19 protein-coding genes and 1 other RNA gene are annotated in these 22332 nt (G+C 54.5%); 12 read left to right on the plus strand and 8 right to left on the minus strand.

The genetic code is table 11. The features are described 5' to 3' along the window. The first annotated feature begins 73 nt into the window (after window positions 1–73). The 3 genes from argO (at window position 74) to srsR (ending at window position 2569) form a co-directional block, all read left to right on the plus strand. The gene (gene argO / locus OGY33_RS05365; RefSeq protein WP_003027005.1) at window positions 74–709 is read left to right on the plus strand and encodes an arginine exporter ArgO; all 636 of its coding nucleotides are present in this window, start codon (window positions 74–76) and stop codon (window positions 707–709) included. 93 nt (window positions 710–802) lie between these two features. Further along, window positions 803–1549, plus strand: a complete 747-nt coding sequence (locus tag OGY33_RS05370) for an oxidative stress defense protein (RefSeq protein ID WP_003825465.1) — start codon at window positions 803–805, stop codon at window positions 1547–1549. Between the two features lie 123 nt (window positions 1550–1672). Next, window positions 1673–2569 carry a LysR family transcriptional regulator SrsR gene (gene srsR / locus OGY33_RS05375; protein ID WP_003026999.1) on the plus strand — a complete coding sequence of 299 codons (897 nt, stop codon included), beginning with the start codon at window positions 1673–1675 and terminating at the stop codon, window positions 2567–2569. On the opposite strand, the gene scpC is transcribed toward srsR, so the two are convergent. The 5 genes from scpC to argP all read right to left on the minus strand — a co-directional run bounded on the left by scpC (window position 2566) and on the right by argP (window position 9112). After that, window positions 2566–4032, minus strand: coding sequence for a succinyl-CoA:acetate CoA-transferase ScpC (gene scpC / locus OGY33_RS05380; RefSeq protein ID WP_191238141.1), 1467 nt, complete (start codon window positions 4030–4032; stop codon window positions 2566–2568). The genes srsR and scpC overlap by 4 nt on opposite strands. 24 nt (window positions 4033–4056) lie before the next feature. Continuing rightward, window positions 4057–4842 (minus strand): methylmalonyl-CoA decarboxylase, encoded by a 786-nt coding sequence (gene scpB / locus OGY33_RS05385; protein ID WP_008785757.1) that lies wholly within the window; start codon window positions 4840–4842, stop codon window positions 4057–4059. A gap of 10 nt (window positions 4843–4852) precedes the next feature. After that, on the minus strand, window positions 4853–5848 hold the full coding sequence (meaB, locus tag OGY33_RS05390; protein WP_191238142.1) for a methylmalonyl Co-A mutase-associated GTPase MeaB: 996 nt from the start codon (window positions 5846–5848) through the stop codon (window positions 4853–4855). Next, on the minus strand, window positions 5841–7985 hold the full coding sequence (gene scpA / locus OGY33_RS05395) for a methylmalonyl-CoA mutase (protein WP_191238143.1): 2145 nt from the start codon (window positions 7983–7985) through the stop codon (window positions 5841–5843). Before scpA ends, meaB begins: the two co-directional genes overlap by 8 nt. A gap of 233 nt (window positions 7986–8218) precedes the next feature. Next, window positions 8219–9112, minus strand: a complete 894-nt coding sequence (gene argP, locus OGY33_RS05400; RefSeq protein WP_003825477.1) for a DNA-binding transcriptional regulator ArgP — start codon at window positions 9110–9112, stop codon at window positions 8219–8221. Between the two features lie 170 nt (window positions 9113–9282). Here argP and rpiA point away from each other — a divergent pair, with 170 nt between their 5' ends. Together rpiA and serA are read left to right on the plus strand one after the other, a co-directional pair. Continuing rightward, a complete protein-coding gene (rpiA, locus tag OGY33_RS05405; protein ID WP_003825479.1) occupies window positions 9283–9942 on the plus strand; it encodes a ribose-5-phosphate isomerase RpiA in 660 nt (219 codons plus the stop codon). A gap of 271 nt (window positions 9943–10213) precedes the next feature. Continuing rightward, window positions 10214–11446: a phosphoglycerate dehydrogenase gene (serA, locus tag OGY33_RS05410; RefSeq protein ID WP_003825480.1), complete on the plus strand. Its 1233-nt coding sequence runs from the start codon at window positions 10214–10216 to the stop codon at window positions 11444–11446. A gap of 120 nt (window positions 11447–11566) precedes the next feature. Here the strand turns inward: serA and OGY33_RS05415 are convergent, their stop codons facing one another. From OGY33_RS05415 to zapA, 3 genes are all read right to left on the minus strand, one after another. Continuing rightward, window positions 11567–12163 carry a 5-formyltetrahydrofolate cyclo-ligase gene (locus OGY33_RS05415; protein ID WP_003825482.1) on the minus strand — a complete coding sequence of 199 codons (597 nt, stop codon included), beginning with the start codon at window positions 12161–12163 and terminating at the stop codon, window positions 11567–11569. A gap of 19 nt (window positions 12164–12182) precedes the next feature. Continuing rightward, window positions 12183–12366: non-coding RNA, 6S RNA (gene ssrS / locus OGY33_RS05420), on the minus strand. Between the two features lie 41 nt (window positions 12367–12407). After that, the gene (gene zapA, locus OGY33_RS05425) at window positions 12408–12737 is read right to left on the minus strand and encodes a cell division protein ZapA (RefSeq protein WP_003026980.1); all 330 of its coding nucleotides are present in this window, start codon (window positions 12735–12737) and stop codon (window positions 12408–12410) included. A gap of 167 nt (window positions 12738–12904) precedes the next feature. On the opposite strand from zapA, the gene OGY33_RS05430 reads away from it, so the two are divergent. The 7 genes from OGY33_RS05430 (at window position 12905) to gcvP (ending at window position 22289) form a co-directional block, all read left to right on the plus strand. Then, window positions 12905–13483: a YecA/YgfB family protein gene (locus OGY33_RS05430; protein WP_191238144.1), complete on the plus strand. Its 579-nt coding sequence runs from the start codon at window positions 12905–12907 to the stop codon at window positions 13481–13483. A gap of 24 nt (window positions 13484–13507) precedes the next feature. After that, on the plus strand, window positions 13508–14833 hold the full coding sequence (gene pepP / locus OGY33_RS05435) for a Xaa-Pro aminopeptidase (protein WP_191238145.1): 1326 nt from the start codon (window positions 13508–13510) through the stop codon (window positions 14831–14833). Continuing rightward, a complete protein-coding gene (ubiH, locus tag OGY33_RS05440) occupies window positions 14830–16008 on the plus strand; it encodes a 2-octaprenyl-6-methoxyphenyl hydroxylase (protein ID WP_191238146.1) in 1179 nt (392 codons plus the stop codon). Before pepP ends, ubiH begins: the two co-directional genes overlap by 4 nt. Window positions 16009–16123: 115 nt before the next feature. Then, a complete protein-coding gene (gene ubiI / locus OGY33_RS05445; protein ID WP_008785748.1) occupies window positions 16124–17326 on the plus strand; it encodes an FAD-dependent 2-octaprenylphenol hydroxylase in 1203 nt (400 codons plus the stop codon). A 452-nt stretch (window positions 17327–17778) separates the two neighbouring features. Continuing rightward, complete coding sequence (gene gcvT / locus OGY33_RS05450; RefSeq protein WP_191238147.1) at window positions 17779–18873, plus strand: glycine cleavage system aminomethyltransferase GcvT; 1095 nt, start codon at window positions 17779–17781, stop codon at window positions 18871–18873. A 25-nt stretch (window positions 18874–18898) separates the two neighbouring features. After that, window positions 18899–19288: a glycine cleavage system protein GcvH gene (gene gcvH, locus OGY33_RS05455; protein WP_003026965.1), complete on the plus strand. Its 390-nt coding sequence runs from the start codon at window positions 18899–18901 to the stop codon at window positions 19286–19288. A 127-nt stretch (window positions 19289–19415) separates the two neighbouring features. Further along, a complete protein-coding gene (gcvP, locus tag OGY33_RS05460) occupies window positions 19416–22289 on the plus strand; it encodes an aminomethyl-transferring glycine dehydrogenase (protein WP_191238148.1) in 2874 nt (957 codons plus the stop codon). The last annotated feature ends 43 nt before the right edge of the window (window positions 22290–22332 follow it).

The raw sequence follows: 22332 nt of genomic DNA on the forward strand, positions 1-22332 counted from the left end.
AATTATCCATTTCCGCTAATGTTTTCCCCGCGCTATAGTCTGCTCCTAAGAGAAACAGTTCGGGATGATTAACGTGTTATCGTATTATTTTCAAGGGCTTGCACTTGGTGCGGCTATGATACTTCCGCTCGGTCCGCAAAACGCCTTCGTGATGAATCAGGGGATCCGTCGCCAGTATCACATCATGATTGCTTTACTCTGCGCTATCAGCGACTTAGTGCTGATTTGCGCGGGGATCTTTGGCGGTAGCGCCTTGCTGATGCAGTCACCATGGCTGATGGCGCTTGTCACCTGGGGTGGGGTGGCATTTTTACTCTGGTACGGTTTCGGGGCGTTAAAAACGGCGATGAGCAGTAACCTGGAACTGGCCAGCGCCGAGGTGATGAAGCAGGGCCGCTGGAAAATTATCGCTACTATGCTGGCGGTGACATGGCTAAACCCCCATGTTTACCTGGATACCTTTGTGGTGCTGGGGAGTCTGGGAGGCCAACTGGACGTTGAGCCTAAGCGCTGGTTTGCGCTGGGTACCGTCAGCGCTTCGTTCCTGTGGTTCTTCGGCCTGGCATTGCTGGCGGCCTGGCTCGCTCCGCGTTTGCGCACTGCTAAAGCACAGCGGATCATCAATACCCTGGTAGGATTGGTGATGTGGTTTATCGCTTTTCAGTTGGCAAAAGAAGGTGTTGCGCACGTTCATGCGTTGTTCAACTAAGTGTTGTCTGATGGACAACGCAGCGAGATCGGCTAAGCTTGCCTGCATGTGCCCTGAGTTTCGGGGTAATTAATGAAACATGGAGGAACGACCGTGAAGTTCAAAATAATGGCCCTGGCGGCATTAGTCGGATTCAGCGCACTATCGGTACAGGCAAATGAGTTGCCAAATGGACCGCACATCGTGACTTCCGGAACGGCAAGCGTGGATGCGACACCAGACATCGCTACTCTGGCGATTGAAGTGAACGTAGCTGCAAAGGATGCGGCTTCAGCGAAGAAACAGGCTGATGAGCGCGTGGCACAATATCTGTCCTTCCTTGAACAGAACCAGATAGCGAAGAAAGATATTAGCGCGGCAAACCTGCGCACCCAGCCGGACTACGACTACCAGAATGGTAAAAGCGTCCTTAAAGGCTATCGTGCGGTACGTACCGTTGAGGTCACGCTGCGTCAGTTGGACAAACTCAACGCGCTGCTTGATGGTGCGCTGAAGGCCGGTCTGAATGAGATCCGTTCGGTATCGCTTGGCGTTGCCCAGCCGGATACTTACAAAGATAAAGCGCGTAAAGCAGCAATTGATGATGCTATTCATCAGGCTGAGCAGTTAGCTGCGGGCTTTAACAGCAAATTGGGGCCCGTTTACAGCGTGCGTTACCACGTTTCCAATTATCAACCGAGCCCGATGGTACGGATGATGAAAGCAGATGCAGCGCCTGCGACATCCGCTCAGGAAACCTACGAACAGCCGGTTATTCAGTTTGACGATCAGGTTGATGTGGTCTTCCAGATTGAGCCGACGGCGGGGCAGCCAGCAGCAACGCCAGCCAAAACCCAGTAATCATTGCAGACCCGGCTTTCCAGCCGGGTTTTTTCTGTGAGCAACTGTAAAAATGAGACCCCACATCCAGTCTTTTTTTTCGCCGTAATGAGGATAGGCCATAGCGATTTTTAAGGGGACGCTATGGATATTTTTATCTCGAAAAAGATGCGTAATTTCATTCTGCTGGCGCAAACCAATAACATTGCCAGAGCGGCAGAAAAAATACATATGACCGCATCGCCTTTCGGTAAAAGCATTGCCGCACTGGAGGATCAAATCGGCTATACGCTGTTTACCCGCAAAGATAACAACATCAGTCTGAATAAAGCCGGACAGGAACTGTATCAGAAGCTGTTTCCCGTTTATCAGCGCCTTTCTGCCATTGATAACGAAATCCATAACGCCTCTCGCCGCTCGCGGGAAATCGTCATCGGTATCGACAATACCTACCCAACGATTATTTTTGACCAGTTGATTAGCCTTGGTGACAAGTATGACGGCGTGACGGCTCAGGCCGTTGAATTCAGCGAGAATGGGGTGATTGATAACCTGTTCGATCGCAAACTGGATTTTATTATCTCGCCGCAGCACGTTTCCCCCCGCGTCCAGGAACTGGAGAATCTGGCGATTAGCGAGCTGCCCCCGCTGCGTCTGGGGTTTCTCGTTTCCCGTCGCTACGAAGAAAAACAGCCGCAGGATCTGCTGCGCGAGCTGCCCTGGCTGCAAATGCGCTTCCAGAATCGCGCCAACTTTGAGGCGATGCTGGATGCATACATGCGGCCCTGTGGGATCAACCCGACGATTATCTACCGTCCGTACAGCTTTATGGCCAAGATCAGCGCGGTAGAGCGCGGGCAGTTTTTGACGGTGATTCCTCACTTCGCCTGGCGGCTGGTGAACCCGTCGACGCTAAAGTATTTCGATGCGCCCGGCAGCCCCATGTATATGCAGGAGTTTCTCTATTCGCTGAAAAACCATCGTTATACCGCCACGATGCTTCAGCATATTGCTGAAGATCGTGACGGTAGCGCAAGTTAACCGAGCATCGATCCTGTTTCGAGAAGATTACGATGCAGATCGAACGCATGGCTGAGATCGTGATGGATATGTCCGCCGGGTGCTTTCTCCAGATAGCGGTGCAGATAATCCCGGTAAAGAGGGTGCGCACAGTTATCGATAATCGTGTGCGCCCGCTGCATCGGAGATAGCCCACGCAGATCGGCAATCCCTTGTTCGGTCACGATCACTTTAACGCTATGTTCGCTGTGGTCGACATGGCTGCACATCGGTACGATGGTGGAGATTTTCCCGCCTTTGGCAATCGACGGCGCCATAAAGATAGACAGGTAGGCATTGCGCTCGAAATCCCCGCTGCCGCCGATGCCATTCATCAGGTTCACCCCCGCAACGTGCGTGGAATTGGCATGGCCGTAGATATCAAACTCCAGACCGACGTTGAGCGCAATAACCCCCAGCCGACGGATGATCTCCGGGTTATTGGAGATCTCCTGCGGGCGCAGCACAATCCGGCTGGCGAAGAAGTCCATGTTGTCGTAAATCTTCTGTAGCGACGGGGCTGAAATGGTCAGGCTGGAGGCGCTGGCACCTGTTATCTTGCCCGTTTCCAGCAGATTCACCACCGACTCCTGCAACACCTCCGAATACATCATAAAGGGCGGGATATCCGGGTTCTCGCCCAGTCGCGCCATTACCGCGTTGTTGATATTGCCCACGCCGCTTTGTAAGGGTAGAAACTCAGCTGGAATACGTTTGTGAGCCATTTCTGCCAGCAGGAAAGTGACGACGTTATCGGCAATTTGCTGGCTGACCGGATTGGTTTTATCCGCCGCATTTCCGGCATCGGGCAGCTCGGTATCCACCACCGCAACCACCTTTTTGGGGTCTATCTGTACGCACTGACTACCTACGCGATCCATGGTATGAAAAATGGGTACGCTGTTACGCCGCGGCGGCGCACCGGGTATCACGATGTCGGCAAACTCCGCCACGCGCGGATTATGGTAATGATTCAATTCAATGATCACTTGTTTCGCCCGCAGCAGCCAGGTCGGCGCATTACCAATACCGCTGGAAAGCCAAATCCGGCCATCTGGCGCAATGGCGGAGGCTTCAATGACGGCAACATCGATCTCGCCAAAAAAGCCGTAATTAACCATTTGCGCCACTTCACTCAAATGGAGATCGACAAACCTCACCTGGCCCTGATTAATTTTCTCGCGCAGGCCCGATGACGTTTGATAAGGCGCCCGCCAGGAAACGGCATCCGCCGCGGATAGAACATCATCAGCGGCGGCGCCAATTGATGCTCCGGTCAGCAGGCGGATCTGAAAAGGCTGCCCGTTCTGATGCCGTTCGCAGGCGCGTTGGGCAATTGCGCTGGGTAACGCTTTGGGTGAACCCGCAGGGGTAAAGCCGCTAAACGCCACCATATCATCGTGCTGGATAATTTCTGCCGCCTGTTCGGCGCTCATCCGTTTCATGGCCGTCTCCTTCCTCGGACGTGATTAATGGCCAACAAAATTTGGTTTACGTTTTTCCATAAACGCGTTCATCCCTTCCTGATAATCCTCGCTGTCGTACACCGCGCGGCGCATGCCCTGAATACGCTCGAACTCATCAGAATTCATGGTGTGCGCTTCACCCAGCACGCGCAGTTCTTCTTTGATGACGGCGATGGCCAGCGGCGCTTTTTCCGAGATGTGGTGCGCCATTTGCAGAGTGAAATCTTCCAGTTCCTCAACGGGCACGACATGGTTAAGGATCCCGACCGCCATGGCGCGTTGAGCGGTGATGGGCGAAGCGGTAAAAATCAGCTCTTTCACGATGTGAAAACCAGCGTCGCGGGTCAGGTTGTGGATGCCCACCAGGTTATACGGCACACCGAGGTTGACCGGGGTCATCGAGAAAGTGGAGGTACTGGCTGCAATGATCAGATCGGAACTCATGATCATCTCAAACGCGCCGCCCCAGACGCTGCCTTCGACCATGGAGATCACCGGCTTCGGGTATTTTTGGATCATACGGGTTATCTGACGCAGCGGATCGTCATAAGAGAGCGGATCGCGACGTCCGGTCGGGAGTTCATGAATATCATGCCCGGCAGAAAACACTTTGGCCCCGCTTGGAGCGCGCAGAATGATGCAGCGAATGTCTGCACGATTGAGATCGCTCAGCGCCTGCATCAGATCGTCAATAAACACTTTACTCAGGGCATTGAGCTTGCGGGCGTAATTGAACTCAATAACCGCGACTTTCTGGATGATGACCACGTTGACGTATTGATAAGACATAATGTTCTCTTTATTGAAAGTAATGATGCTGAATAAATTCGCTGATGTGCCGCAGACCGGTGCGCGGCGAAAGATCATTGTTTTTGACGGCCTGAAGCGTCTGCTGGAAATAGCGGTCGAAATCAGTGCGGGCAAACAACAGATGCAGGGCTTCTTCTTCAGCCTGTTGGTGTAACCAGTCCACCGCCTGCTGCTGGCGAACTTTTTCCAGTCGACCGCTGGCGGTCAGGCACGTTTTAAATTCGGTTATCGCCTGCCAAACCTCCTCGATACCGCGTTTTTCCAGGGCGCTACAGGTCAGAACCCGCGGCTGCCACTCGTCATATTTGCGGCGCAGAATATGCAGGGCGGACTCGTACATATGGCGGGCAATGGCAACACTGGTATGGTTATCACCGTCGTCCTTATTGATGACGACCAGATCCGCCATTTCCATCAGGCCTTTTTTGATGCCCTGTAAATCGTCGCCACCGCCAGCGATTTGCAGTGAGATAAAGCAATCCACCATGCCTGCGACTTCGGTTTCTGACTGCCCAACGCCGACGGTTTCTACAATCACCACGTCAAAGCCAGCCGCTTCGCACAGCAGCATTAATTCGCGGGCACGCTGGCTGGCACCGCCTAAATGACCGCAGGAAGGGACCGGGCGAATAAACGCAGATTCGGCGCGGGCCAGCTCCGTCATGCGGGTTTTATCGCCAAGAATGCTGCCGCCGCTGACCGGGCTGCTGGGATCGACGGCGATCACCGCCACCCGTAATCCGTGGTGGATGAGCAACATGCCGAATGCTTCCAGGAAAGTGCTTTTGCCCGCGCCCGGCGTACCGGTGATCCCCAAGCGCAGGGCGTTACCGGTGAACGGCATAATCGCGTCCAGCAATTGCGTACTCAACGGCTGGTGGCGCGGGTGGTTGCTTTCGACCAGCGTCATCGCCTGGGCGAGCGTAGCCCGTTCGCCGAGTCGCAAACGGCGGACGGTATCTTCAAGCGTGGCGGCGTTAATCATGATGCTGACTGATACGGGTTAACACATCGCGGACGCTGTCGAGCATTGGCGTGCCGGGACCATAAATGGCTGCCACGCCATGTTCGTGCAGGAAGGCGTAATCCTGTGGCGGAATAACGCCTCCTGCTACCACGCAGATATCTTCACGCCCCCATTTTTTGAGTGCGGTAACCAGTTCCGGAATCAGCGTTTTGTGGCCCGCCGCCAATGACGATGCGCCTATTACATGCACATCGTTTTCTACCGCCAGACGGGCGATCTCTTCCGGAGTGGAGAACATCGGGCTGAGATCGACATCGAAACCGAGATCGGAATAGGCGCTGGCGATTACCTTCGCGCCGCGATCATGGCCGTCCTGGCCCATCTTGGCGATCAGAATACGCGGGCGGCGGCCATTTTCCGCGAGGAACTGTTCGGTTTGCGCAACGATGGTATCGAACTCATCGGCGGATTTGTCTGACTGGTGATAGCTTTGCGCAATCACGCCGGTGACGCAGTGGCTGGGAACCAGATACCGATCAAAAGCGACTTCCAGCGCGTCGGAGATTTCACCGAGCGTGGCGCGAACACGGGCGGCGTTGACGGCAGCAGCCAGCAGGTTTTCATTATGCTGCGCGGCGTGGGTCAGTGCCGTGAGCGCGGCTTTAACGGCATCGTTGTCGCGGGTGGTGCGGATATGTTTCAGCGAGGCAATCTGCTCGTTGCGCACCTTCACGTTGTCGATCTCCAGTACCGACGTCTCGTCTTCTTTATCCAGCTTGTACTTATTGACGCCGACGATAACGCGCTTACCCTGGTCGATCAGCGACTGTTCACGCGCGGAAGCTTCTTCGATCATCCGTTTAGGCAGCCCTGCTTCGATCGCTTTCGCCATGCCGCCTGCCTCGTCAATCTGTTTGATGATCGTGCGCGCCTGCTTCACGATTTGATCGGTGAGTGACTCGACGTAATACGATCCGGCCAGCGGATCAACGGTGCGGCAGATCTCTGATTCTTCCTGAATGATGATTTGCGTATTACGCGCAATACGGGCGGAGAAATCGGTGGGCAGACCGAGCGCTTCATCAAAAGCATTGGTATGCAGCGACTGGGTGCCGCCAAGCGTAGCGCCGAGTGCTTCAATAGTGGTTCGTACCACGTTGTTGTACGGGTCCTGCTCGGTCAGGCTCCAGCCAGACGTCTGGCAGTGGGTACGCAGAGCGAGAGATTTCGGGTTGGTCGCGCCAAAGCTGCTGACCGCTTCACTCCACAAATAGCGCGCCGCGCGCAGCATGGCGACGTTCATAAACAGATCCATGCCGATACCGAAGAAGAACGACAGGCGCGGGGCGAAGTCATCAATTTTCAGTCCGGCGGAGAGTGCAGCTTTGATGTATTCAATACCGTCTGCCAGCGTAAACGCGACCTGCTGCACGCAGTTCGCTCCGGCTTCCCCCATGTGATAGCCGCTGATGCTGATGGTGTTAAAGCGCGGCATGTTGCCAGAGCACCAGGCGATGATGTCGGCGATAATGCGCATGGACGGTTTTGGGGGATAAATGTAGGTGTTGCGGCACAGGTACTCTTTCAGGATATCGTTCTGAATGGTCCCGGTGAGTTGTTCCGGCGCTACGCCTTGTTCTTCTGCAGCGACGATATAAAACGCCAGCACAGGTAGAACCGCGCCGTTCATGGTCATCGATACTGACATCTTATCCAGCGGGATCTGGTCGAACAGTATCTTCATATCTTCGACGGTATCGATCGCCACGCCTGCTTTACCGACGTCACCCGCCACGCGTGGGTTGTCAGAGTCATAGCCACGATGGGTGGCAAGGTCAAAGGCGACGGAAAGTCCTTTTTGTCCGGCGGCGAGGTTGCGGCGGTAAAAGGCGTTGGACTCTTTGGCGGTAGAGAAACCAGCGTATTGACGAATGGTCCACGGCTGCGCGGTATACATGGTGGCGCGCGGGCCACGCACGTAAGGCGGCAGGCCGGGAAGGGTGCCCGTGACTTCCAGATTATCGAGGTCTTCTTCGGTGTACAGCGGCTTGATGGCAATCCCTTCCGCCGTCTGTCTTTCCAGCGACTCGACGGTTTTTTCCCGGCGACTGAGTTCTTTATTGGCGAGTGTTTGCCACTCCTGCACGTTTGCCATTTTTTGCTCCGTATTACGCAATAAGTTGAATCTTTGCGAATACGGTGAGCTTTTTCATTTGGCTTGTCGCCAGCAAAAAATAGCCAACAGGACGTCGTTTTTTGCCGCGTGGCGTGTTTGATTTTGTGATTTATTTCAAAGACGTGGCGGGAATAGCATGAAAAGAGGGTAAAAGGCTTGTCGGCCGGATAGGGCGTTACGCCACCATCCGGCACTCAGAGGTTATGAGCGGTTTAATCCTGACGCAGTACGTTGTGACCATAGGCCAGCAGCGCATCGGTGACGTTGCGCATCATGCGGCTTTCCGGTGCAAAACGGTGCCAGTACAGCATCCGGCGCTGGAACAGGCCCGGTGTTAAGTCGATAAGCTCGCCGCTTTCCAGTTCTTTCTCAATCTGCAAGTGGGGGATCATGCAGCAAGTGGTTCCCTGACGCGCCAATTGAACAAAGGCTTCAGACGAGTTAACGATATGGCACGGCACGCTGCCCGGTGGCAGGTCGAAGTTTTGTTGCAGGAACGCCTGGTGCATATCATCAAGATGGTCAAACGCTACCGCTGGGGCTTTCAGCAGGGCAGAGCGGGTGACGCCGTTAGGGAAATAGCGCTCGGCGAAAGGTTTGGATCCAACAAACAGGTAGTCCAGCGCGCCGAGTTTATCCACCAGACAACTTGGCAGCGCCTGATGCTGAATACTCACCGCACCGACCACCTCACCACGACGCAGACGCTCCTGAGTGCGCGTTTCATCCTCAACCTGCAGGTTCAGCCGAATCGGCGAATTTGCCAGTACCGGAGCCAGCGCAGGAAGTAACCAGGTCGCCAGACTGTCGGCGTTCACCGCCAGTGAGAGCAGCAGCGGCGTCGAGCCGGTTTGTTCATCACCCAGCCACTCGTCTTCCAGCAGTTCAACCTGACGCAAAAGCGCCAGTAGTTTCTGCCCCTGTTCGGTTGGGCGTGGTGGTACGGTACGCACCAGCAGCGGTTGTCCGAACATATTCTCAAGCTGTTTTATGCGCTGTGAAACCGCGGATTGCGTGATGCACAGCTTTTGCGCCGCGCGCTCAAATCCTCGTTCACGAATAACCGCATCCAGTGCTTGTAGTGTTCTGTAGTCCGGACGTTTCATTGCTTTGACGCACTCCTGAAAATTTTGCTTGTTCTGCACTATGACACAAATTTAGGTTGGGTAAAGACGAAATCCGCCGCTTGCGAGCGAGTGTGGGGACATTTTTCTGCACAATGTTCTATAATGCGCGTGAATTTTCCCACCATATTCACACCACAGGCGAAACGATCATGACGCAGGATGAACTGAAAAAAGCAGTAGGATGGGCGGCACTTCAGTATGTACAGCCCGGTACCATTGTGGGCGTAGGTACAGGTTCAACAGCCGCACACTTTATTGATGCGCTGGGCACAATGAAAGGTCAGATTGAAGGTGCGGTATCCAGTTCGGACGCTTCAACCGAAAAACTCAAAAGCCTCGGTATCCACGTGTTCGATCTTAACGAAGTGGACAGCCTCGGCGTATACGTTGACGGCGCGGATGAAATCAACGGCCACATGCAGATGATCAAGGGCGGCGGCGCAGCGTTGACCCGTGAAAAAATTATTGCTTCCGTGGCGAAGAAATTTATCTGCATTGCCGACGCGTCCAAAGAAGTCGATATTCTCGGTAACTTCCCACTGCCGGTTGAAGTGATCCCAATGGCGCGCAGCGCTGTGGCTCGCCAGTTGGTGAAGCTGGGCGGTCGCCCTGAATACCGTCAGGGCGTAGTGACGGACAATGGTAACGTGATCCTTGATGTACACGGTCTGGAGATCCTCGATGCCATCGCGATGGAAAACGCCATCAATGCGATTCCGGGCGTGGTAACCGTCGGTCTGTTTGCCAACCGTGGTGCGGATGTCGCGCTGATCGGTACACCAGACGGCGTGAAAACTATCGTAAAATGATCTGACGGGAGTGTCTTCTCCCGTTAAAAAAATTTTGGCAGGGCAAATTTGGTGACTTGTGTCACGTTTATAATATTGTCCTGCCGATCTCTCCAAAGAAAAAGTTATCGCCAGTATTTTCCTCTGACATTTCACCCTGAATGACATTTCTTCAGCACGGCGACGCAAACGTTCATATTGCCGCAATATTATTTTTTGATATGTTGAAGAGACGGATGGAAATCCCACACACAACACATCAGTTTGAACAAAAAAAGACAGGGTCGGGGAAATGGCAAAGGTATCACTGGAGAAAGATAAGATTAAATTTCTGCTGGTTGAAGGCGTGCATCAAAAAGCGCTCGAAAGCCTTCGTGCAGCAGGTTATACCAACATCGAGTTTCATAAAGGCGCTCTGGACACTGAACAACTGAAAGAGTCCATCCGTGATGCCCACTTCATTGGCCTGCGATCCCGTACCCATCTGACTGAAGATGTGATTGACGCCGCAGAGAAACTGGTCGCGATAGGCTGCTTCTGTATCGGCACCAACCAGGTTGATCTCAGCGCTGCGGCAAAGCGCGGTATCCCCGTGTTTAACGCGCCATTCTCTAACACGCGTTCCGTTGCGGAACTGGTGATTGGCGAACTGCTGCTCCTGCTACGCGGCGTACCCGAAGCAAACGCCAAAGCACACCGCGGCGTGTGGAATAAACTGGCTACCGGCTCGTTTGAAGCGCGTGGCAAAAAACTGGGGATCATCGGCTACGGCCACATTGGTACTCAGCTAGGCATTCTGGCGGAATCGCTGGGGATGCACGTCTATTTCTATGATATTGAAAATAAACTCCCGCTCGGCAACGCCACGCAGGTGCAGCATCTTTCCGACCTGCTCAATATGAGCGACGTGGTCAGTTTGCACGTACCGGAAAATGCCTCCACCAAAAATCTGATGGGCGCGCGTGAGATTGCGTTGATGAAACCAGGCGCGCTGCTGATTAACGCCGCACGCGGCACAGTTGTTGATATTCCTGCGCTGTGCGACGCGTTAGCGACCAAGCACCTGGCAGGGGCTGCAATCGACGTATTCCCAACCGAGCCGGCAACCAACAGCGATCCTTTCACTTCGCCGCTGTGTGATTTCGACAACGTGATCCTAACGCCGCACATTGGTGGTTCAACGCTGGAAGCACAGGAAAACATCGGTCTGGAAGTGGCTGGGAAACTGACCAAGTATTCCGACAACGGCTCTACGCTGTCTGCAGTTAACTTCCCGGAAGTTTCGCTGCCGCTGCACGGCGGTCGTCGTCTGATGCACATTCACGAAAACCGTCCGGGCGTACTGACTGCGCTGAACCAGATTTTTGCCGAGCAGGGCGTCAACATTGCCGCGCAGTATCTGCAGACTTCCGCACAGGTAGGTTACGTGGTTATTGATATTGAAGCGGATGAAGATGTGGCAGAGAAAGCGCTGCTGGCGATGAAAGCCCTTCCGGGAACCATTCGCGCTCGTCTGCTGTACTGATTTCCTCTACATGGGCAGGCGGTTGACCTGCCCATCTTCCCTCTGATTTCCCGGCCTCAAAATCTCTTCCTGTCACGCATACATTCTGTTTTCGAGCCTTGCCGCAATTGGTAAAAAAAGCTACCACTCCCAGATTTTGGACGGCGTCACCACTGCAGGCAGCGGGATATCCCATTCTTCGACAGGCAGCTTTTCCACTCGCTGACAATCGTGCGCGTAGCCTACGGGCTGGATCTTATGCTGCTGCCAGTTTTGAAGCGTTCGATCGTAAAATCCACCGCCCATACCCAGGCGTTGCCCGACCTCATCAAACGCCACTAACGGCGTAATCAGTACATCCAGCTGTGAGAGCGGCAATACGTCACGTACATCAAGCCGTGGTTCCTGGATCTTTAAGCGATTGGTTACCAGGTCGCTGTGCGGATGATAGTGCAGGAACAGCAGGTTGCCAGGGCTGAAGGGGTGAAGAACTGGAAGATAGACGCGCTTGCCTGCTCGCCACAGCTGATCTATTAGCGGCTGGGTATCGAGTTCGCCATCGAACGAGAGGAATACCGCCACGGTATGAGCGAGTACAACAGGGGGATAACTGAGCATTCGGGTCGCGGCTTGCTGACCGTATTGTCGTTGCTGTTCGGAAGTAAGCGCGCGACGACGCTGCCGAATCAGTTGACGGATTTCTTGCCGGGATAAAGGGAGTTCAGAAAGTAATGTCATGGCTGTTGCCAGGTAGAAGGGAATCTCCGAGATGCCGCCGCAGGCTGTAACCCTTGAACCCTTGGTTCAAGGTGAATGCGTCGTCACAGTTTTAAGGCTTCTCGGACGGGCCGAGCATGCTCACCAACCGTGGAGCGCCACATTCTTGTGGTATGAAATATCGGCTCAGGGGACTGGCCCGCTTGCAAACATCTCAGAGAAATTTTGTCTTCACGGTCACTCTACCACAGTAAACCGAAAAGTGTTATTCAAAGTTTTGGCCCGTTTTTTCGGTTATGCGACCCTGATCAAGCAACGCCTGTTCGATGGTCTGTTGTAGCATCCGAATACGTTGTTCCATGCTCGCCGCGTACTCACGCGTCTTCGCTTTTTCCTGAGTTAATTCATAGCTGATGTTCAACGCGGCGATGAAAACCAACTGCTCAGTATTTGTGACTCTAGTGCGAACTTTCAGATCTTGCAATCGCTGATTGAGATCGTCCGCAGCCTGATTCAACGCATCCCTTTGTTCAGGCGGGCAATTCACTCGCAGTGAACGGCCAAATATTTGGATATCGACGGGTTGTGCAGACATGCCACCTTCCTGCTGATTGACTGCGCTGCCTTCGTCTCCAGACCGTGGGTCCGCGAAGGGGCGACACTATAGCTACCCTGGTATCAAGATACAAGCCCTTTTCTGGTCCACCAGGGTCCAAAGTGGTAGCATATCATGAATATTCCTCCCTTTGATGACGAATGCTTATGTCTATACAGAACGAAATGCCTGGTTACAACGAAGTTAGCCAGTTTTTGAACCAACAAGGGGCTGGATTAACCCCGGCCGAAATGCACGGCTTGATAAGCGGAATGATTTGCGGCGGAAACAACGACAGCTCATGGCAGCCGCTGCTGCACGACCTGACGAACGAAGGTCTGGCCTTTGGTCACGAGCTGGCTCAGGCGCTGCTGAAAATGCACTCAGCCACCAGCGATGCCCTCGAAGACGACGGCTTCCTTTTTCAGCTTTATCTGCCTGAAGGGGATGACGTCAGCGTTTTCGATCGCGCCGATGCGCTGGCGGGGTGGGTAAACCACTTTTTACTGGGCCTTGGCGTCACGCAGCCGAAGCTCGACAAAGTGACCGGCGAAACCGGGGAAGCGATTGACGACCTGCGCAATATCGCTCAATTGGGATATGACGAAGACGAAGATCAGGAAGAGCTGGAAATGTCGCTCGAAGAGATCATCGAATACGTGCGCGTAGCCGCCTTGCTGTGCCATGACACGTTTACGCGTCAGCACCCGACCGCGCCGGAAGTCCGTAAACCGACTCTGCACTAAGAACGAAACGCAAAGGAGAGTGTGATGAGCGAGATATCTCAGCAAGAATTCCAGCGTCGTCGCCAGGCTTTACTGGCACAAATGCAGCCCGGCAGCGCCGCGCTGATTTTTGCCGCACCGGAAGCGACGCGTAGTGCGGACAGTGAATACCCTTACCGCCAAAGCAGTGATTTCTGGTACTTCACCGGTTTTAACGAACCTGAAGCCGTGCTGGTGCTGATTAAAAGTGATGACACTCATAACCACAGCGTTTTGTTCAATCGGGTTCGCGATCTGACGGCGGAGATCTGGTTTGGCCGCCGTCTGGGTCAGGATGCTGCCCCGGCAAAACTTGGCGTTGACCGGGCGCTGGCCTTCAGTGAAATCAACCAACAGCTGTATTTGCTGCTCAATGGTCTGGACGCGGTATACCACGCCCAGGGCGAGTATGCCTGGGCAGACGAGATTGTGTGCACGGCGCTGGATAAACTGCGCAAAGGCTCCAGACAAAATCTGCACGCGCCTGCCGCGATTATCGACTGGCGTCCGATGGTGCATGAAATGCGCCTGTTCAAATCACCGGAAGAAATTGCGGTCATGCGTCGTGCCGGAGAAATCACCGCACTGGCGCATACCCGCGCGATGGAAAAATGCCGTCCAGGAATGTTTGAATACCAGTTAGAAGGGGAGATTCACCATGAATTTACCCGTCATGGCGCGCGTTATCCGTCCTATAACACGATTGTCGGCAGCGGTGAAAACGGCTGTATTCTGCATTACACCGAAAATGAAAGTGAAATGCGCGATGGCGATCTGGTGCTAATCGACGCTGGCTGTGAATACAAAGGCTATGCGGGTGACATTACGCGAACCTTCCCGGTAAACGGTAAATTTACCCCAGCACAGCGTGAAATCTACGATATCGTACTGGAATCCTTAGAGACCAGCCTGCGTCTGTATCGTCCCGGAACATCCATTCAGGAAGTCACTGGCGAAGTGGTGCGCATCATGATTACGGGCCTGGTGAAGCTTGGCATTCTGCACGGTGATGTCGATCAGTTGATTACCGAAAATGCGCACCGCCCATTCTTTATGCATGGTCTAAGTCACTGGCTTGGGCTGGATGTGCACGACGTCGGCGTTTATGGTCAGGACCGCTCACGTATTCTTGAGCCGGGAATGGTACTCACCGTCGAACCGGGACTGTATATCGCGCCGGATGCCGATATACCGCCGGCCTATCGTGGTATCGGCATTCGTATTGAGGATGACATCCTCATCACCGAGGACGGCAATGAAAACCTGACCGCCAGCGTAGTGAAGAAAGCCGATGATATTGAAGCCTTAATGGCTGCGGCGCGACTGCAATGAGCGTGATTATCGTTGGTGGTGGTATGGTTGGCGCGACGCTGGCGCTGGCCATTTCTCAGCTCAGCCATGGGACTCTGCCGGTTCATCTGATAGAAGCGAGCGAACCTGAAACTGACCGCCATCCTGGGTTTGACGCCCGGGCGATCGCGCTGGCGGCAGGAACCTGCCAACAGCTGGCGAGAATTGGCGTATGGCAGGCGATTGCCGATTGCGCAACGGCCATTAAAACGGTTCACGTCAGCGATCGCGGCCATGCCGGATTTGTGACGCTGGATGCGCAGGAATACCGTATTCCGGCTCTGGGCCAGGTGGTAGAACTGCACGACGTCGGGCTGCGTCTGTTTGCGCTGCTGCGCAAAGCACCGGGTGTCATATTGCACTGCCCCGACCGCGTAGCCAGCGTGTCGCGCACGCAGGAGCGCGTTGAAGTGACGCTGGAGAATGGCGAGATGATTACCGGTCGCCTGCTGGTGGCTGCTGACGGCACGCGTTCCGCACTGGCGACTGCCTGCGGTGTTGACTGGCTGCAACAGCCTTATGAGCAACTGGCGGTGATTGCCAACGTCACGACCTCTGTACCGCACGATGGGCGAGCGTTTGAACGCTTCACGCAATATGGCCCGCTGGCAATGCTGCCAATGTCTGACGGTCGCTGCTCGCTGGTGTGGTGCCATCCGCTGGAGCAGCGTGATGAGATCATGGCCTTGTCCGACGAACAGTTTTGCCGTGAACTGCAAACCGCTTTTGGCTGGCGACTGGGACGTATTACCCAGGCTGGTAAACGCAGCGCTTATCCGCTTTCGTTAACTACGGCGCTGAAAGCGATTACCCATCGTACCGTGCTGGTAGGGAACGCCGCCCAGACGCTGCACCCCATTGCCGGGCAAGGTTTCAACCTTGGCCTGCGCGATGTAATGAGCCTTGCTGAGACGTTGACGCAGGCGCAAAACGGCGCGGAAGATGTGGGTGATTATGCGGTGCTGGCACGTTATCAGCAGCGCCGCGAGCGCGATCGCGAGACGACGATTGGTGTGACCAACAATTTAGTGTATTTGTTTGCCAATCACTGGGCCCCGCTGGTTGTTGGGCGCAATGTCGGGTTGATGGCGATGGAATTATTCACCCCTGCGCGCGATGCGCTGGCGGAGCGGACCCTGGGTTGGGTTGCACGATAAATATGACCTGTAGGCCGGATAAGGCAACGCCGACATCCGGCAAGGGTCCCCGCAAAAATGCCTGATGGCACTGCGCTTATCAGGCCTACGGATTACAGGTTTCGAGGTATAAACAGTGCAAAGTGTTGATGTAGCAATTGTTGGTGGCGGCATGGTGGGACTGGCGGTTGCCTGCGGCCTGCAGGGCAGTGGGTTGCGCGTTGCTGTATTAGAACAACATGTTCCGCAGCCGTTGGCGGCGGATGCACCTCCTCAGCTTCGCGTTTCGGCCATTAATGCAGCCAGCGAAAAACTGCTTACCCGTCTTGGCGTCTGGTCCGACATTGTTGCCCGTCGCGCTTGCTGCTACCACGGCATGGAAGTCTGGGACAAAGACAGCTTTGGACGCATTGAATTTGATGACCAGAGCATGGGTTACAGCCATTTGGGCCACATCGTTGAAAACTCAGAAATCCATTATGCGTTGTGGCAAAAGGCACAGCGTTCAGCGGATATTACGCTGATGGCGCCAGCTGAAATACAGCAGGTGGCCTGGGGCGAGAACGAGGCATTTCTCAGCCTCAAAGATGGCGCAATGCTGACGGCGCGTCTGGTCGTCGGTGCCGATGGTGCTAATTCCTGGCTGCGCAATAAAGCGGACATTCCGCTCACCTTCTGGGACTACCGTCACCATGCGCTGGTGGCGACTATCCGTACGCAGGAAGCTCACGGTGCGGTTGCGCGTCAGGCGTTTCATGGCGAGGGGATCCTGGCATTCCTGCCACTCAGCGATCCACACCTGTGTTCTATCGTCTGGTCGCTCTCGCCGCAGGAAGCAGAACGTATGCAGCAGGCAAGCGTTGACGAGTTTAATCAGGCGCTGAATATCGCCTTTGATAATCGTCTGGGGCTGTGCAGCCTTGAAAGCGAACGTCAGGCGTTTCCGCTGACGGGACGTTATGCTCGCCAGTTTGCGGCCCATCGTCTGGCGCTGGTGGGGGATGCGGCGCATACCATCCACCCGCTGGCGGGTCAGGGGGTTAACCTTGGCTTTATGGATGCGGCGGAACTGATCGATGAGCTTAAGCGGCTACAGCGTCAGGGCAAAGATATTGGGCAGTATCTCTATTTACGCCGCTACGAGCGCAGCCGTAAGCACAGCGCAGCGCTGATGCTGGCGGGGATGCAGGGTTTCCGTGAACTGTTTGCAGGCGAGAATCCGGCGAAAAAACTGCTACGCGATATTGGGCTGAAACTGGCCGATACCCTCCCGGGCGTAAAACCACAACTCATCCGTCAGGCGATGGGACTGAACGATCTTCCCGAGTGGTTACGTTAGTGTCCGTAAGGACAATCTTAAGAGTTTGAGACCCGTCACACTTTCCTCTCCCGGCCTTCGCGCCGGGGTGCTTCTCTCATTTGAAATAATCTAATTCCACGTCTTTTTTCGCATTAGTTTTTCTAATATTACGTTTTTTTCATAACGCCATTTTTGACATTTTTTCCACATTTAATGTGGATTGATGCTGCGATTTTACGCTTACCTTTGTTTGTTGTTCTGATTAATTGCTATATGTATGGAGTTTTATTCTGTTGGCGATCTGGCTGTTTTTCGCCATAAGCTAATGTGATGGTTAATTTTGACTTATGGTTTAGCGTCTGTTTCGGTGGTAAGTTCAGGACAAAGAGAACGTTTGCGTCGTAGCCCCTGGAGCGGCTGCGGTGCTGGGTTTCGTGGCGAAAATTTCACCGCGAAAGAGTTGGTAGCCCCGCTTATTCAACGAGGAAAAGATGGCTCAACAGACTCCTTTGTACGAACAACACACGCTATGTGGCGCGCGCATGGTCGATTTCCATGGCTGGATGATGCCACTGCATTACGGTTCTCAGCTCGATGAACACCATGCTGTTCGCACCGACGCCGGAATGTTTGATGTGTCGCATATGACCATCGTCGACCTGCGCGGTAGCCGCACCCGGGAGTTCTTGCGTTATCTGCTGGCAAACGACGTCGCGAAGCTAACGAAGACGGGTAAAGCCCTCTACTCCGGGATGCTCAACGCTTCGGGCGGCGTGATAGATGACCTGATTGTCTACTACTTCACTGAAGATTTCTTCCGCCTCGTTGTAAACTCCGCCACACGCGAAAAAGACCTATCCTGGATTACCCAACACGCTGAACCTTACGCCATCGACATCACCGTTCGTGACGACCTGTCGCTGATTGCGGTGCAGGGGCCAAATGCGCAGAAAAAAGCAGCTACGTTGTTTACTGACGAGCAGCGTCATGCGGTTGAAGGCATGAAGCCGTTTTTCGGCGTTCAGGCAGGTGATTTGTTTATCGCAACCACCGGTTATACCGGCGAAGCAGGTTATGAAATTGCCATGCCGAATGAAAAGGCGGCAGATTTCTGGCGTGCGCTGGTACAGGCTGGTGTCAAACCTTGCGGTCTCGGCGCGCGTGACACCCTGCGTCTGGAAGCGGGTATGAACCTGTACGGCCAGGAGATGGACGAAGGTATTTCTCCGCTGGCGGCCAACATGGGCTGGACCATCGCGTGGGAACCGGCTGACCGCGACTTTATTGGTCGTGAAGCGCTGGAAATGCAGCGTGAAAAAGGCCACGAACAGCTGGTCGGGCTGGTGATGACTGAGAAGGGCGTGCTGCGTAATGAACTGCCGGTGCGTTTCACCGATGCTTCTGGCAACCAGCATGAAGGCATTATCACCAGTGGCACATTCTCCCCAACGCTGGGTTACAGCATCGCGTTGGCGCGTGTGCCTGCGGGTATCGGTGAGACTGCGATCGTACAGATCCGTAACCGTGAAATGCCGGTAAAAGTGACTAAACCTGTTTTTGTGCGTAACGGCAAAGCCGTCGCGTAATTCATCCTTTTTTGGAGATTGATTGATGAGCAACGTACCTGCAGAACTGAAATACAGCAAAGAACACGAATGGCTGCGCAAAGAAGCTGACGGTTCTTACACCGTTGGTATCACCGAACACGCTCAGGAGCTGTTAGGTGACATGGTTTTCGTTGACCTGCCAGAAGTTGGTGCCACCGTCAGCGCGGGCGATGATTGCGCCGTTGCGGAGTCCGTAAAAGCGGCATCCGATATCTATGCGCCAGTAGGCGGTGAGATTGTTGCGGTTAACGATGCGCTCAGCGACTCCCCGGAACTGGTTAACAGCGAACCGTATGCGGGCGGCTGGATTTTCAAAATCAAAGCCAGCGATGAAAGCGAAATTGAATCGCTGTTGGATGCCACTGCGTACGAGGCATTACTGGAAGACGAATAAGATTGTGCCGGATGGCACTGCGTTTATCCGGCCTACGGTTTTATGTAGGCCCGGTAAGCGTCAGCGCCACCGGGCAATTGAGTTAGAGACAATCACGATTCACTGCACGTTTCAGGAACCATCGCCCATGACACAGACGTTAAGCCAGCTTGAAAACAGCGGCGCTTTCATTGAACGCCACATCGGACCGGACGCCGCGCAGCAGCAAGAGATGCTGAATGCGGTTGGCGCCGAGTCGTTAAACACGCTGATCGGCCAGATTGTGCCGAAAGACATTCAGCTCGCAACCCCGCCACAGGTGGGCGAGGCGGCGACCGAATACGCTGCGCTGGCTGAATTAAAAGCCATCGCCGGGCGTAACAAGCGCTTCACGTCCTACATTGGCATGGGCTACACCGCCGTGCAGTTGCCACCGGTTATTCTGCGTAACATGCTGGAAAACCCAGGTTGGTACACCGCATATACGCCGTATCAGCCGGAAGTATCCCAGGGACGACTGGAAGCTCTGCTGAACTTCCAACAGGTCACGCTGGACCTGACGGGCCTGGATATGGCTTCTGCTTCTCTGCTGGATGAAGCCACTGCGGCTGCTGAAGCCATGGCGATGGCCAAACGTGTCAGCAAACTGAAAAATGCTAACCGTTTCTTTGTGGCGGCTGATGTTCACCCGCAAACGCTGGACGTGGTTCGCACCCGTGCAGAAACCTTTGGCTTTGACGTCATTGTTGATGACGCGGCGAAAGCACTGGATCACCAGGATGTGTTTGGCGTGCTGTTGCAGCAGGTTGGCACCACCGGTGAAGTGCATGACTACAGCAAACTGATTGCCGAGCTGAAATCCCGTAAAGTTGTGGTCAGTGTCGCTGCCGACTTTATGGCGCTGGTACTGCTGACTGCGCCGGGCAAACAGGGCGCGGATATTGTTTTCGGCTCTGCGCAACGCTTCGGCGTACCGATGGGTTACGGCGGCCCACACGCGGCATTCTTCGCCGCTAAAGACGAATTCAAACGCTCCATGCCAGGCCGTATTATCGGCGTATCGAAAGATGCGGCGGGCAATACCGCACTGCGCATGGCGATGCAGACTCGCGAGCAGCATATCCGCCGTGAGAAAGCGAACTCCAACATTTGTACCTCGCAGGTTCTGCTGGCCAACATCGCCAGCCTGTATGCCGTTTATCATGGTCCGGTTGGCCTGAAACGTATCGCTAATCGCATCCACCGCCTGACTGATATTCTGGCGGCCGGTCTGCAACAGAAAGGGCTGAAGCTGCGCCATGCGCACTACTTCGACACTCTGTGTGTTGAAGTGGCCGACAAAGCGGCTGTTCTGGCGCGTGCCGAAGCGGCAGAAATCAACCTGCGTAGCGATATCCATAACGCGGTAGGTATTACGCTCGATGAAACCACCACCCGTGAAAACGTGGTGCAGTTGTTCAATGTTCTGCTGGGCGACAGCCACGGTTTGAATATCGATACGCTGGATAAAGATGTGGCGCTCGACAGCCGTTCCATTCAGGACAGCATGCTGCGTGACGATGCGATCCTCAGCCATCCGGTGTTTAATCGCTATCACAGCGAAACCGAAATGATGCGCTACATGCACTCGCTGGAGCGCAAAGATCTGGCGCTGAACCAGGCAATGATCCCGCTGGGTTCTTGCACCATGAAGCTGAACGCTGCCGCCGAGATGATCCCTATCACCTGGCCGGAATTCGCTGAACTTCACCCGTTCTGCCCGCCAGAGCAGGCAGAAGGTTATCACCAGATGATCGGCCAGCTTTCCGAGTGGCTGGTAAAACTGACCGGTTATGACGCCGTCTGCATGCAGCCGAACTCCGGCGCGCAGGGCGAGTATGCGGGTCTGCTGGCGATTCGTCACTATCACGAAAGCCGTAACGAAGGCCATCGCGATATCTGTCTGATCCCGGCTTCTGCCCACGGCACCAATCCGGCATCTGCACAGATGGCGGGGATGCAGGTTGTGGTTGTCGCGTGTGATAAGAACGGCAACATCGACCTGGACGATCTGCGAGCAAAAGCAGAACAACATGCTGCGAATCTCTCCTGCATCATGGTGACCTATCCGTCTACTCACGGCGTGTATGAAGAAACGATCCGTGAAGTGTGCGACGTTGTGCACCAGTTTGGCGGCCAGGTTTACCTTGATGGCGCGAACATGAACGCTCAGGTTGGGATCACCACGCCGGGCTTTATCGGCGCAGATGTCTCGCACCTCAACCTGCATAAAACATTCTGCATTCCGCACGGCGGCGGCGGCCCAGGTATGGGACCGATTGGCGTCAAATCACATCTGGCACCGTTTGTACCGGGTCACAGCGTAGTGCAGATTGAAGGAATGCTCACCCGTCAGGGCGCAGTTTCAGCGGCGCCGTTCGGTAGCGCATCCATTCTGCCAATCAGCTGGATGTACATCCGTATGATGGGTGCAGAAGGTCTGAAGCAGGCAAGCCAAGTAGCTATCCTTAACGCTAACTACATTGCCAGCCGTCTGAAAGATGCTTATCCGGTACTGTATACCGGTCGCGACGGTCGCGTGGCGCATGAATGTATTCTCGACATTCGCCCACTGAAAGAAGAGACCGGCATCAGCGAACTGGATATTGCCAAGCGTCTGATCGATTACGGTTTCCATGCGCCGACCATGTCATTCCCGGTCGCGGGTACCCTGATGGTTGAACCGACTGAATCTGAAAGCAAAGTGGAACTTGATCGCTTTATCAATGCGATGCTGGCAATCCGCGCTGAAATCGATCGCGTGAAAGCCGGTGAATGGTCACTGGAAGATAACCCGCTGGTTAACTCACCGCACACGCAAAACGAGCTGGTCGCGGAGTGGAATCACGGTTATAGCCGAGAAATCGCCGTCTTCCCGGCTGGTGTGGCGAACAAATACTGGCCGACCGTGAAACGCCTTGATGATGTTTACGGTGACCGTAACCTGTTCTGCTCCTGCGTGCCGATGAGCGAATATCAGTAACTTTTCCGCGCAGTAAAGCTTTTGTAGGCCGGGTAAGGCGAAG

Source organism: Citrobacter sp. Cpo032 (assembly GCF_030332975.1).
In the GTDB taxonomy this organism is placed as follows: domain Bacteria; phylum Pseudomonadota; class Gammaproteobacteria; order Enterobacterales; family Enterobacteriaceae; genus Citrobacter; species Citrobacter portucalensis.

Excerpts from the sequence above, each read along its gene's own strand:
- srsR (WP_003026999.1), top strand. The coding sequence starts at position 1,673 with ATGGATATTTTTATCTCGAAAAAGATGCGTAATTTCATTCTGCTGGCG.
- scpC (WP_191238141.1), bottom strand. The coding sequence starts at position 4,032 with ATGAAACGGATGAGCGCCGAACAGGCGGCAGAAATTATCCAGCACGAT.
- scpB (WP_008785757.1), bottom strand. The coding sequence starts at position 4,842 with ATGTCTTATCAATACGTCAACGTGGTCATCATCCAGAAAGTCGCGGTT.
- meaB (WP_191238142.1), bottom strand. The coding sequence starts at position 5,848 with ATGATTAACGCCGCCACGCTTGAAGATACCGTCCGCCGTTTGCGACTC.
- scpA (WP_191238143.1), bottom strand. The coding sequence starts at position 7,985 with ATGGCAAACGTGCAGGAGTGGCAAACACTCGCCAATAAAGAACTCAGT.
- argP (WP_003825477.1), bottom strand. The coding sequence starts at position 9,112 with ATGAAACGTCCGGACTACAGAACACTACAAGCACTGGATGCGGTTATT.
- rpiA (WP_003825479.1), top strand. The coding sequence starts at position 9,283 with ATGACGCAGGATGAACTGAAAAAAGCAGTAGGATGGGCGGCACTTCAG.
- serA (WP_003825480.1), top strand. The coding sequence starts at position 10,214 with ATGGCAAAGGTATCACTGGAGAAAGATAAGATTAAATTTCTGCTGGTT.
- OGY33_RS05415 (WP_003825482.1), bottom strand. The coding sequence starts at position 12,163 with ATGACATTACTTTCTGAACTCCCTTTATCCCGGCAAGAAATCCGTCAA.
- zapA (WP_003026980.1), bottom strand. The coding sequence starts at position 12,737 with ATGTCTGCACAACCCGTCGATATCCAAATATTTGGCCGTTCACTGCGA.
- OGY33_RS05430 (WP_191238144.1), top strand. The coding sequence starts at position 12,905 with ATGTCTATACAGAACGAAATGCCTGGTTACAACGAAGTTAGCCAGTTT.
- pepP (WP_191238145.1), top strand. The coding sequence starts at position 13,508 with ATGAGCGAGATATCTCAGCAAGAATTCCAGCGTCGTCGCCAGGCTTTA.
- ubiH (WP_191238146.1), top strand. The coding sequence starts at position 14,830 with ATGAGCGTGATTATCGTTGGTGGTGGTATGGTTGGCGCGACGCTGGCG.
- gcvT (WP_191238147.1), top strand. The coding sequence starts at position 17,779 with ATGGCTCAACAGACTCCTTTGTACGAACAACACACGCTATGTGGCGCG.
- gcvH (WP_003026965.1), top strand. The coding sequence starts at position 18,899 with ATGAGCAACGTACCTGCAGAACTGAAATACAGCAAAGAACACGAATGG.
- gcvP (WP_191238148.1), top strand. The coding sequence starts at position 19,416 with ATGACACAGACGTTAAGCCAGCTTGAAAACAGCGGCGCTTTCATTGAA.